The 12,485-nt window shown below is 57.5% G+C and carries 10 protein-coding genes; 9 read left to right on the forward strand and 1 reads right to left on the reverse strand.

The window, feature by feature from the left end; all coding sequences use genetic code 11:
* Nucleotide 1 precedes the first annotated feature (1 nt).
* The 9 genes from FHS83_RS08400 (at nucleotide 2) to FHS83_RS08440 (ending at nucleotide 11,710) form a co-directional block, all read left to right on the forward strand.
* Nucleotides 2-1,183, forward strand: a complete 1,182-nt coding sequence (locus tag FHS83_RS08400; RefSeq protein WP_167082541.1) for a glycosyltransferase family 4 protein — start codon at nucleotides 2-4, stop codon at nucleotides 1,181-1,183.
* Nucleotides 1,180-2,460, forward strand: a complete 1,281-nt coding sequence (locus FHS83_RS08405) for a glycosyltransferase (protein ID WP_208414315.1) — start codon at nucleotides 1,180-1,182, stop codon at nucleotides 2,458-2,460. Before FHS83_RS08400 ends, FHS83_RS08405 begins: the two co-directional genes overlap by 4 nt.
* Nucleotides 2,461-3,489 carry a glycosyltransferase gene (locus FHS83_RS08410; RefSeq protein ID WP_167082542.1) on the forward strand — a complete coding sequence of 343 codons (1,029 nt, stop codon included), beginning with the start codon at nucleotides 2,461-2,463 and terminating at the stop codon, nucleotides 3,487-3,489.
* Entirely contained in the window at nucleotides 3,486-4,643 is a 1,158-nt protein-coding gene (locus tag FHS83_RS08415; RefSeq protein WP_167082543.1) for a glycosyltransferase family 4 protein, read from the forward strand. Before FHS83_RS08410 ends, FHS83_RS08415 begins: the two co-directional genes overlap by 4 nt.
* A 13-nt stretch (nucleotides 4,644-4,656) precedes the next feature.
* Nucleotides 4,657-6,099, forward strand: coding sequence for a lipopolysaccharide biosynthesis protein (locus tag FHS83_RS08420; protein ID WP_167082544.1), 1,443 nt, complete (start codon nucleotides 4,657-4,659; stop codon nucleotides 6,097-6,099).
* Entirely contained in the window at nucleotides 6,099-7,112 is a 1,014-nt protein-coding gene (locus FHS83_RS08425; RefSeq protein ID WP_243846328.1) for a nitroreductase family protein, read from the forward strand. Before FHS83_RS08420 ends, FHS83_RS08425 begins: the two co-directional genes overlap by 1 nt.
* Entirely contained in the window at nucleotides 7,109-8,356 is a 1,248-nt protein-coding gene (locus FHS83_RS08430) for a polysaccharide pyruvyl transferase family protein (RefSeq protein ID WP_167082545.1), read from the forward strand. Before FHS83_RS08425 ends, FHS83_RS08430 begins: the two co-directional genes overlap by 4 nt.
* 113 nt (nucleotides 8,357-8,469) lie before the next feature.
* Complete coding sequence (locus FHS83_RS08435) at nucleotides 8,470-9,738, forward strand: hypothetical protein (RefSeq protein WP_167082546.1); 1,269 nt, start codon at nucleotides 8,470-8,472, stop codon at nucleotides 9,736-9,738.
* 265 nt (nucleotides 9,739-10,003) lie between these two features.
* The gene (locus FHS83_RS08440; protein ID WP_167082547.1) at nucleotides 10,004-11,710 is read left to right on the forward strand and encodes a hypothetical protein; all 1,707 of its coding nucleotides are present in this window, start codon (nucleotides 10,004-10,006) and stop codon (nucleotides 11,708-11,710) included.
* 73 nt (nucleotides 11,711-11,783) lie between these two features.
* Here the strand turns inward: FHS83_RS08440 and FHS83_RS08445 are convergent, their stop codons facing one another.
* Nucleotides 11,784-12,401 (reverse strand): TetR/AcrR family transcriptional regulator, encoded by a 618-nt coding sequence (locus FHS83_RS08445; protein WP_167082548.1) that lies wholly within the window; start codon nucleotides 12,399-12,401, stop codon nucleotides 11,784-11,786.
* Nucleotides 12,402-12,485 lie beyond the last annotated feature (84 nt).

The following is a 12,485-nucleotide window of genomic DNA, read 5'->3' on the forward strand; positions in this document are numbered from 1 at the left end:
CTTGCAGACCCCGCTTCGTATCGCAGCTTTCGGTTTTCGCAATTTCCCTCCGCGTGAGGGCAGTGCGGGGGCTGATAAATTCGCAATGGAGTTGCTGCCGCGTTTGGCGAAGCGGGGGGCGAGCGTGGTTGCCTATAACCGGCTCTATCCTGGCATGGCGGGCGATCCGGCTGCCGTTGAAAATATCAGCGGCGTCGAAGTCCGCTCCATCCGCACGGTGCGGAACAAGGGTTTCGATACACTGCTGCATTCCGCCCGGGTGACTTATGACATCATCCGCAACAACCGCGCCGATGTCGTGCACATCCAAAATGGCGGCAACAGCATTTTCGGCGCGATTCTGCGCCTGTTCGGAAAGCGTACCTACCTCAGTCAAGATGGCGTGGATTGGGTGCGGGACAAATGGACGTGGTACGCTAAACTATTCCTCTGGCTGTCGTCCTTCTTGACTGCGCGTGTACATAGCCGGGTGATTTTCGATAACGTGTTTGCCCGCGAAATGTTTGAAACCCGCTTCAAGCGGAAATATGATTTCATTCCCTTCGGCGCAGATGTCGCCTACGACCTTGCTTCAGAACGGGTTCTCGATGAACTTGGGCTAAAAGCGGGAAGCTATTTCCTGTTTGTTGGCCGGTTCATTCCTGACAAGGGCCTGCATTGGCTGGTTCCAGCTTTTGAGCGCCTTTCGACGGATAAGAAGCTTGTTCTCGTCGGTGGTTCGCCCAACCCGTCCGACTACGAATCCCGCATTCGCGATACCAAGGACGAAAGAGTTCTGTTCGCCGGATTTCGCTATGGCACGGAAGTACATGCACTGATGCGCAATGCCTATGCTTATGTCCAGCCATCCGCCATCGAAGGGCTGTCGCCGGTTATCCTGGAAGCAGCGTATCTCGGTGCGCCGATCATTTGCAGCGACATCCCGCAGAACCAATATGGCATGCGCGAGCACGCCACTTACTTTTCCAATGGCTCGACGGATGACCTCGAAGCCAAGCTCTCCTGGGCACTCGAAAACAGCGATGCTCTTGCGGCCAAGGGTGCCGAGGGCGCCGATCATGTGGCACGTACCTTTAGCTGGGATAGCGTCACGGATCAGCATATTGCCCTTTTTCGGGGTGATGAAGCGTCCGAGGCCAGCAAAACGGGCGTCGGCGCACCCAGCGCAGCGGTGAGAAGTTGAGCCTGGCATCAGCATCTTTGCCGGAGAAGCAGATTGTGCTGGGCGCCGCGAGCGGCCCGGCACGGCAGCTGCTATCCATCAATGCCTTTCACTATCGCCGGGGTGGAGCAGATAACGTCTATCTCGACCATGCGCGTCTGATGGGGGAACGCGGCTGGGCGACATCTTTCTTTGCCACACGTCACCCTGAAAATCTGCCTAGCGCCGATTCGCAATATTTTGCCGAAGAGAGTGATTTTGCTCTGGGTGGCTCACTTTCTCAGCGACTGATTCAATCAAGCAGGATCATCTATTCCTTCGAGGCTCGGAGAAAATTGGCGCGCATGCTGGATGCGGTGCCGGTCGATCTTGCCCATGTCCACAATATTTATCACCACCAATCCCCTTCTATACTTGTGGAGCTGAAACGCCGCGGCATTCCCGTGGTGCTGACGGCCCACGATCTGAAATTGGCTTGCCCCGCCTACACCATGTTGAATAGTTCTGGCATTTGCGAAAGCTGCAAGGGTGGGCGGTATTGGAATGTGGTGCGCAATCGCTGCATCAAGGGCAGTCTGCCGGCCAGCACCGTCATTATGCTGGAAATGATGCTGCATAGAACGCTCGATATCTATGCAAGGCATGTCGACAGAATCGTGGTGCCAAGCCGCTTTTACCGCGACAAGCTGATTTCCTGGGGTGTCGATGCTGCAAAGCTCGTCTATATCCCAAACTTTATTCGCCCAGTTCACGGGCTCAAGGCACAAACGGGCGGACGGCACATCCTTTATTTCGGCCGGTTGTCGAAAGAAAAAGGGGTGATGACACTCATCCGCGCGGCAGCGAACGCTGGCGTCGAAGTCCAAATCGCGGGGCGTGGACCGCAGGAAGCGGAGTTACGCGCCGAAGCTGAAGCTCTAAACGCGCCGGTTCGCTTTCTTGGCTTCCGGACCGGTGCGGATCTTGTCGAGATCATCGATGCCGCGCGTGCCATCGTCTTGCCGTCTGAATGGTACGAGAACAGCCCGTTGAGCGCGCTCGAGGCACTTCAACGGGGCAAACCGCTGATTGGCGCGCGCATTGGAGGCATTCCGGAGCTGATCGAGGAGAACAGAACTGGCTGGCTGTTCGAGAGCGGCAATGTTTCAGCGCTCGCCACTGTGCTGGCGGACGTTTCCGCGCTTCCCGAAACCCGTCTTTCGGATATGGCGGCTGAGTGCAGGGCCTTTATTTCCCGCAACCATTCAGAGGATGGTTATTTCGAAGCCATGCAGGCGCTCTATCGGAGCTTGCTGTAAATGGGCTCGGATAAGAAACTGGTCCTCTGCGATTTTTGGTATGCAGATGAACTCCCCGCACTGACCGTCCCGTTCGAGCCCTATGCGCGCGAACGGTTAGGCCATTGGGCTGTCCCGTTTCTGAAAATCCCGCCGTTGCGCGCCATGGCTTTGCTGTGGCTGGGGCGGAAATTTGACGCGGTCGCGCCGAACTGGTATCGCGGCGGCAGGTTTGCGTGTTTCCTGCAGTCATTGACTGGGCGCAAATGCCTTATCCTTCTCGAATGCATAGATTACGGCGTGGAGGCAAAAGGACCGCTCACGCGCTTCCTCTATCGCATTCTGTTCCAACCATTCATGGGCGCAGCGTTGCGCCGGTCGGTCGCCGGTCTGCAGGTGTTGACCTGCAGAGAGCGTGATCTTTTCAAGACGCGCTATGGGCTTAGCGCGCAAGCGATCACCCTCATCACTTGGCCCCTCAAGGGCTGGCTTAAGCCCCAAGCCGCAGTCAAACCTGCGCAAGGCTACTATGTCTTCTCGTCGGGCCGGTCCGCCTGTGATTGGGAAACATTGTTCAAAGCTGCTGAAATAGGCGGGTGGGCATTGAAGATCGCCTGCTCCACCAAGGATCTTGGCCTAGTGAAGGCTCTGAATGCGCGCGGCACGGTGGATGTGCAGTGCGAGGTAAGCCTTGCCGAGCATGATGCTTATGTCGCGGGGGCGCAGCTCTACGTGCTCTGCCTGCAAGAACAATACAAAAGCTCCGGGCAGGTCCGTCTGGCCGCGTGTATCGAAGCGGGTGTCCCGGTAGTGGCTTCGGATGTGCGCGGGCTTGAAGGCTATCTCGTTGACGGGGTTTCGGCTGCGGTTGTACCTCCCAAGAACCCGGAAGCTTTGGCAAAGCGTGTAGCGGCTTTGCTGGCGGATCCAGAAGCACGTGCTGACCTCACTCGGCGAGCCCGGGAATACGCCGACGGATATACGCGGGCGGATTACTTTCGCGCTGTGGAGGGGTTCGTGCGAGATGCATTAGCCCGAGCCGAACCATGAAAATTTGCTTTCAGACCAAGACATGGGGCGAGGGCACCGGCTGGTTTGCTCAGGAGCTTGCTTCCGCACTCGCTGAAAATGGAGCTGATGTCATCTACGTCGCGCCTAAGGCTGTGCCCGCCGAGCGCGACCCCAAACATCCGCGCGTCACGCGTTATGTTTCCCGGCGCGAATTGGGCAACGGGCCGTTACTGCCGCGCGTCTTAAGTTCGCTCGCGCGGGTGCGTGACGGGATCTTTGGCTGTTTATCGGCGCGCCTTCAGACAAATACCTATCTCTTTTCTATTCCGGATCCGATGCCATTTTTCCTGCCGCTTCAAGCAATGCTGCGGCTACTTGGAGCGCGGGTCTATCTCATCGTGCATGATGCGACGCCCCACGCCTGGGCGGGCAGGGCAAGGCCGCCGTTTTGGGGTCGCTTGGCGCTCATTCTGAGCTACCGCTTGTCTTCCCATCTTATCGCAACCACGCGCGATTGCCGCGATGAGATGATCTATCGTTATAACCTTTCTCCCGCGCGGATTTCGGTGCTGCCGCATGGCTTGTTCGCGCTCGGTGCGCCGCGCGACTTGCCTGGCAACGGCAATCTTCTGGTGTTTGGCAGCTTGCGCCGTAACAAGCAGGTTCTGGAATCCATCCGCGCGGTTCAGGCATGCCGGGCGCAAGGTCTAAAGGTTACGCTCACGATCGCTGGTGCGCCGGATCGTGCGGATCCCTCCTATTGGGCGGATTGCCAAGCCGAGATCGCCCGCGCACCTGATGGCATAGCCTGCGATATCGGTTTTGTTCCGGATGACGCACTAGAGGACCTTATCGCACAGAGCGATGCGGTCTTGCTGCCCTATCGCGGATTTTCCTCGGCAAGCGGGGTCGCCATTCTGATGGCGCTGTCACAGCGCCCGCTTATCGCATCCGCCACCGGCGGCATTCGTGATCTCTTCGACACTGGTATGACGGGGATTGCGCTTTCCGCAGATGCCGGGGCTGAGGATATCGCTGCCGCCATATCGCAATTCTGCGCCAAGCCGCCAGCCATCTGGCAGCAAGAGGCACAGAAAGCGAGGGCAATCCTGTTGAAAGCTCTGTCCTGGCACGAGATCGCCAAAGGGTACCTCGCCGTGATTAACCAACGCGGCGCGGTGCCCGGAACGTAATTAGATATATTTGATGGGTAACAGCGTGCTTCCTCAGTTGTGTCAAAAGCTGCTCTCCAGCCGGTTACGGAGCGCCATCTTCGGGTCGGGCGCGCGCGTTTTCGCGCTGGGCTCGCAGTTCCTGGTGCTCATCCTGATGAACAGGCTGATGCCCAAGGACGCTTTTGGCGAGCTGATGATCGTTTTCACGATTTATCGGCTGATCAATCTTGGCCTTGGCTCGAGTTTCGGAAGCATCGTGCTCTATCATGTGAGCCGTCATTCGGGGGACCATGTTCTTGATGTGCAGCTGATGCGCTGCATGTACCTCTTCGGTGGTGCCGTCAGCCTGGCCGTTCTGGGCGGCGCAGTGGCCTTCGCCCCGCAAATCGCCGGGCTCTTCGCAAAACCGGGTATGGTGGAGTGGCTGGTGAACCTTTCGCCGATGATCGTCTTCGGCACGCTTCTTCAAATCACCGCGAGCTCCTTTGACGGCCGATCACAGGTACCGCGCTCGATCATGGTCACGGAGGTGATGCCCAACGCGATCCGTATGACGGGATTTGTTTTGGCCTGGCTTCTTGGCGCCCCAGCCTATTGGGTGGCGGTCATTCTCTGGGTCGGCCCGGCGCTGCCTTGGTGTGTTGACGTTGTGCGCGTGCTCAGCCCTACAATCAAAGGTATTGGAAAGCTCACCTGGTGGGATTTGCGCTATGGCGGCTGGCTCGGCTCCTATTCAATGCTCGGCCAGCAGTTGCAGGGCATCGATATGCTGTTGGTCGGCACCTTCTTTTCATCCACCATCGCAGCGGATTATTCGATCGCCTCGCGGCTCGCCTCTTTTTACCCCTTCCTGCTGCAGATCGTTATGCGCACGGTGATGCCGAAAGTTGGTCCGCTGTTTCACGCTGGTGATATTTCCGGCGTGAATACGCTTCTTAGCGAGCTCAGCCGTATCGCGCTGCCCATGGTTGCGGGCTTGGCGGGTGTAATCATTGGCGTGGCACCTTTTGTCGTCCATATGTCAGGAGACTATATCCCGGCTCTGCCGATCATGGTCGCTCTGGTGGTTGCGCCGCTGATCGGAACGATGTTTGTCGGTGTTGAGGCGGTACTGCGCATGAGCGGTCAAGGTGCCATTATTGCGATGGTGTCCGGATCATCCTCACTCATCCTTTGCCTTGGCAGCTTCGCTCTGCACAAGGTGCTCGGCATCTATGCGTTGCCGGCGTCGATGGCGCTTTCGACGGCACTCGTGAATTACTCTGTCACTCTGCGTGTTCGTCGCATGAGAATTACACTTTTCAACTCTCAGCGTCTTGTGATGCTTGTTCCTCTCTGCATCACTTTGGTAACTTTCGTAATCTGTTTGCCATCTCTCGTTTGCGCGATTTTGAGTGCGGTACTTCTTCTCGCGGCTGCTGGTTTTCTGGTGCTCCCGCGCTATCAGGCAAGGTATTTGGGGCTTTTTCAGTGATGGGCTTAACCGCTGTTGCAAAGACAATACTGCCTAAGCCGTTCCGTAATTGGTTGAAGGGGCTGAATTCAACGCGGCTCCTGGCGCAATATTCGGTGTACGATTTCAATCGCTTTCATCGGCATTCGTCCGCGGGCGGGCTTCGTGGAAGTCTGGCGCATGAAGATGCCGAGATGACGAAGACCTATCACGCGATTGAAAAGGGATTGTCGCTGCCGGTTCCGCGGCCGGGATTCGGGGCAATCGTTGTAAGCCGTCTTGCCAATACGCTTGCAAGGCGCATCCGGAACAACGGTCCTTGGACGCCCGCTTGCGCACACAGCCTGAATGCTCTTAGTGCCTACCTCCGTCACGCCCGCGAAGGCAGTGCTGCCATACCTAAAGGGGTTGAAGAGGTTCTTTCTTTGGCTGCGGAGCGCGGGCTCGAGATCTCAGGGAAACCAACAAAGCCTATACGCCGTGAAGATGTCGAAGCGGCGACATCGTTTGATGCGGAACGCTTCTTCTGGTCGCGCCATTCAGTGCGGCAGTTTTCGGACGAAGCTTTGGAGGCAGCTTTCCTCTTGAAGGCCATTGATATGGCTCGGTCCACTCCCTCGGTATGCAATCGCCAGTCCGGCCGTGTGCATATCTTCATGAAGCCCGAGGACAAGGAGAGGATACTGCGCCACCAAAACGGAAATCGCGGGTTTGGCGATACAGCTGGTGCGATTCTGGTCGTCACATCCGATCTATCCGCATTTGTCGATCCAAGTGAGCGCTATCAGGCATGGATCGATGGCGGCATGTTCGCCATGACCATTACGCTGGCCTTGCATGCCTTGGGTCTTGGCTCCTGCTGTCTGAATTGGTCTTCTCCACCGCAACTGGATAAAGCGTTGCACCGCGATGGAAGCATTCCTGCCGGTGAGACCGTGATCATGTTGCTCGCGGTGGGGCGCCTGCGGGAGAGCTTTGCCGTAGCAACCTCCGACCGCTTGCCCGTTTCTGAAATCGCCAGAGTGATTCAATGACATCGCATCCAAAAGTCATATATTTTGCGGGCCAGTGGTCCTTCGGAAATCGCGGGTGCGAGGCGCTGATTCGTTCCAACACAAAGCTGCTGCGTGAACGCTTTGCGGATATTCAGCTTATCTGTCCCTCCACCGACATAGAGCTCGATCGCAAGCAATGGCCGAATGCGGTATCGCAAGGGATCACCTTTGTGCCCGCCCCTAAGGTTCCACTGCGCCTTAAGCTTTGGAACCGGGCCTATACGCGGATGCCGAATGTCCATCGCTTAGGCATGCCGCCAGTGGGGGTGGATCCGGAAACCTCGAGGCAACTTGCTGGTGCTGATGCACTGATCATGACGGGCGGCGATATCATCTCGCTCGATTACGACCTGCTCAGTCTTTATTACTGGGTTGGCGTGGTGGAGGCTGCGCGAAAGCTCGGTAAGCCAACCCACCTTGTTGCGGCTTCGGTTGGTCCTTTCACCAAGCGCCCCGCGGTGGAACGCCAGATGACCCGCCATCTTGCGGGCTATACGTCCATCACCGTGCGAGAGACAGCGAGCTTCGGATATCTAAAAGGTTTGGGGCTGACGAATGTGCAGCTTGTTGCGGACCCCGCTTTTGTGATGGATTCGGAACCATGGGATACCAGCGCTGTCTTGGTGCCGGAGCGCAGCTATCTTGGGATCAATTTCAGCCCGCTGGTGCGTGGCTATCGTCCAACCGAAGATCTGCGCCGAGCTTTCGATCGCGAGATTGTGGAATTCTTTCACTGGGTGCTTGCCGAGACAGCCATGGACATCATGCTGGTGCCGCATGTCTGGCCCCTCGCCGGCGTCGATAACAACAGCGATTGGCACTATTTGCAGGGGCTGATGAACATGGCGGGCGATACTTCTGGGCGCATTCGCCTCCTGCCGGATGGGCTCAATACCGCGCAACTGAAATATGCTCTGGGGCTGTGCCGCTATTTCATCGGCGCGCGCACCCATGGCACGATCGGTGCGATATCCCAATCGGTGCCCACCTTGTCGATCGCCTACAGTATCAAGGCGATCGGCATCAATAACGACCTCTTTGGCTCGACAGACTATGTCCTGCCCACACCCGATGTAACGCGACAAAGCTTGTCCGCCGGGCTGCAACGTCTGATCGTGGACGAGAGTGCCATCAAGACACTTCTGGCCGCCAAACTGCCAGAATGGAAAAGCAGGGCGCGCAAAATTCCCGATGTTTTCGTAACCTCAGGTTCCGCATGCTAGGATCATTTGGTCAGATCGGGCGAAACGCGTTTTTGCGAGCAAGCGCTTGGCAGGGCGGTCTTGGCCCGGCTGTAGCGCTGGGGATCTATTTCTCAATTCATTATATGATCTTGATGGCTCAAAGTTCGTATGGGCCATCGCCACTGGACGAAACCGCGGTCACGCTGATTGCTCTGCCGGCACTCTATTATCTTACGCGTTCCGGCGACTGGACCATTGCGGTCTATTGCGGTTACATCTTTTGCCTGCTCGTAGGTCCATTGGCGCATAATTACGGCGGCGTGCCCCAGCCGATATCGTCCATCAAGGCGGCGGTTCTCGATCTGAAATTGCCTTTTGTCGTCTTGGCGGCTTCGTTTGCCTTTTCTGCCACGCGCGACGTCAAAAAGATCTTCACCTCCATGTATCTGGTGTTCATGGGCTTTGCCTTTTTGAATATCCCTTTTGTTTTCTATGACCTTGCGGCGGGGCACACGATTTTCGACCGCGAATTGGCGAGCAAGGGCTCCTATTTACAGCCTTTGGCGCTTTGCGGTTCAGCGGCTGAACTGGCTTGGCTCAATTGTCTTGCGTGTTTCGGGGCGCTGGCCCGTGGCGCTGAGCGGCGCAACGTCTGGTACACAGTGAGTGCAATTCTGTTCGCGTTGATGGTGGTGATCACCGCCTCCATCAAGGAGATTGCCGCACTCGTTTTGGGGGCATACCTAATCACTCAGCATCGCCAAGGCGGCTTGTTCAAGAACATGCTCCTCCTGGGGGCGGCGGCTGCCGTTTTGATTCCCCTATTCGCGTTCACCGGCGTGGGCGAATCCATGCTGGGCCACCTTAATATGTTCGTCGGTGCAGATGCCATTCCGACCGTGCGCGCGGGGATGATGAATGCCTCCTTCCAAATCGGGATAGATCATTTCCCATTTGGAACGGGCGGCGGCACCTTCGGCAGCGCCCCGTCTTATCAAGATGGCTATAGCAACGTTTATTACGCCTATGGCATCAGCATGCTGAATGGTGGCGGCCCCACTTTCGCGGCCTTCTTGCAGGACGTTTTCTGGGCAAAGATCATCGGCGAAGCGGGATTTCTCGGGGCAATCTGCTACGTGATCTATATCGCGACATTCGCGCTGCGCTGCTATCGCGCTATGCGCTATTCGGGTGGGCGCGCCGACGTCGCCACGCGATATAGCCTCGCGGTGCAGGTGATGCTGTTTCTTGTATCTCTGGCATCATCGCCTTACACCAATGAGCTCTTGCTTGTGGTTGCCGGTGTAACGATGGCCTATGGTGCACGCAGCGAAGCGCTCTATGTTCCAGCCCCGCGTAGCCGGTACATCGCCCCGTCTCCACGCCCGTTTGTTAGTCCCCATGCCAAGCTCCCCAAATAGCGTCTCGCGACGTCTGTTCCTGGCGAGCTCCGCGGCAGTTGCCTCGGCGACGAGTGCTGACGCATTGCCCTCGGCAATAGGCACTACACTTGGGCTGGGCACTGTTCTTCAGGCAAAAGGCGCGCAGATTTCAGCCGATGTCGCCGCGCTCCAGGTTTCGGGGTACGCAACGGCGGGGGATGGTGGGGATACAATCTACCGGCGTGTTGCGGCAAAGCCTTCTCACAGTGCCGCGTTTCGCTCGGCGGATGGCGCGTGGTGGGAGTTGGCGGGCGATAGCTTTCGCCTTTTCGTGTTTCACAATGATGCTGCCACAGCGCTGATCATCGCGGAAAGCTATTTCAACGCCAAGGGCGCTGGTCGGCTTCTGTTGCCGCCTTGCGATGTTCCTGTATCCAAAACGATCTATCTGCCCATTGGCTCCTCGCTGATCGGCGTGCCATGGCGGACCAGGTTATTGACCACCGCCGAGGCTGCTTACGACGACAACGTTCTCTTCCGGCTGAATGTGGGCGGCGATGGCAAATGGGAGCAGGGTTTTCCCGGCCCGCGCGCCGGGTTCATCGAAGATATCCGCTTTGTGAACAACGCCAATCGCGATGTACGGGCATTCGATCTCGGCGGCGGCTATAGCTTGAAGCGCGTGGCGGCGGAGAACTTCTGCCAGCTTGCGCATATGGCGCCTGATTATGTGGATCAGGTGAGCTTCGAGCAATGCCTGTTGTTTTGGCGCAAGCCGCCTTCCTCTTGGCCCGCGCGGCACCAGCAGGGAATCTCGAGCGGGGCGTTTGGTGATGGTCTGCGCATCGATGGCTGTCACATCATGCCTTTTGTCGGTGACAAGGCGGAAGGCATGGCGGAATACGTTGGTATCTCGCTATCGGCTTGCCGCGGCGGGACCATCGCCAACCACATCAACGGCAAAATCCAGTTCACCGATTGTGCCGCGCTCGCCGTCACTGGCGGGCATTTCGAGCTTGGCGGGCTCGAGCTTTTGCGCTCCCAGATAGCCGTCAAGAGCACTATATTTTTTAATCGTGGGTTGCTCGGCCGTACGCCAATCGACGTTCTTCCGGCTCCGAGCGAAAGCTGCAACAGCCTCGATTTGGAAGACGTGCGGTTTGAAATCCTGGAAAACTTTGGTGGTGTGGTCACGGGTGCAGATGTGAAGCTGGCGCGCGGCAGTCGGTTGACCACGCGGGGCAGCTTTCGCCGTTTCGGGCGGAACGGAAATCTTTCGCTTCAATGCCTGTTCGGATTCATCCTGGCGGATGAGCGAGGTTTTCCGTTGCCGGATTGGATATCGAAGGCCGCCGCGTGTTCCATGGACGGATCGGTTGAAGCCGATGGCACGATCTCGACTCCCATAACTGCTTCGACGCCGCGCGCGAATGCGCTATCACTGCGGACCGACAATGTGGCGGGGCCTTTCACGGCGCCGTCGTCCACATATTATTATACCTATCAGCTTTTCTACGACATGCAGCGCCTCATCGGTCATGAGGTGGATGCTGCGCCGGTGTCACTTCGCCTGCAACAAGGTAAGGCAGGCGCTGTCCTTTTGCCTTCACGCGTGGTTGGCGTCACTTTGCGGGTATATCGGGGCACCGAGCCGGGCCGGTATCGCTGGATGGCAGATGTGCCGGTCGTCGCTGCGAATGAACTTTATGATTTTGGCAGACATCTTTCAGGTTTTGCCTGGCAGGCCCGCTCGCCGGGCCCAACTGTCGCGCTTTCGCTTCCCGGATTTTTCGGAACAGTGTCGTGGCGGGGCGGCTTGGTCGATGCGACTGCGCGCGCGAGCTTGGCCAGCCCATTTCCTGTTTCGGGGCAATGGCGTGCAGGTGACCGGCTTAGCTTTGCTCATCCCCTACGTCAGAGCGACGGACGTGATGCCATTGGCCTGATCTGCAGCGCGGATACCCAAACCAAGGTTCAGCGCGCCGATTTTCGGCTTCTTATCGCGAGCTGAAATCTTCCGTAGAATTTTGTAGCGCTCGTTACAGAATTCTGCTACTGAATGCTCACCCCAATCTGGCGATCTGTCAGGCGTTCTCCCGGGCCGTTGAACGCTTGGCGGCTTTGCCAGGCTGGGGCAACCCGTTCACGGCCATGGCCGCGATGTTGCGCAAATCCTCACGGCTCGCGCCGTTGACGGCTTGCACACACAGGCCTGAGCCAATGGCCATAATATAACGTGCGAGTTCGGCGGGCTTGGCCTCTTCGGGCAAGTCGCCGCTGCGTTTGGCGCATTCAAAGCGTTCACGCAAAGCCAGTTCGTTCGCCATTTTGTGGCGGGAAATCTGTTCGGCGACTTCGCCTTCCACGGTGGAAAGGCCCGCCTTGACCAGAAGGCATCCCGGCGGATGCTTTTTGTCGGTAGCGTAATCGGCAATGGCGCTGAGATATCTAAGCGCCACGTCGCGTGCAGTGGGCTCGTCGATGATCTTGAGCAGTACCTTTTCGCGTGCCGCATCGTAATGTTCGAGAACGGCGCGAAACAAACCCTGCTTGGAGCCGAAGGCCGCATAAAGGCTCGGCGAGTTGATGCCCATGGCTTCGGTCAGATCGCTGATGGAAGCGGCCTCATAGCCCTTCAGCCAGAACACATTTCGGGCGGCGTTCAGGGCTTCTTCCAGGTCAAAGGCGCGATGCCGCCCCATAAATAATGTCCTCCAGCAAAATTTTGTGTCGATCGTTACAGAATTACCCTTGAAGGTGTTCAGTAGCGACCTATCTGTAACGCT

Origin of the sequence: Rhizomicrobium palustre (genome assembly GCF_011761565.1) — a bacterium.
GTDB classification, from domain to species: domain Bacteria; phylum Pseudomonadota; class Alphaproteobacteria; order Micropepsales; family Micropepsaceae; genus Rhizomicrobium; species Rhizomicrobium palustre.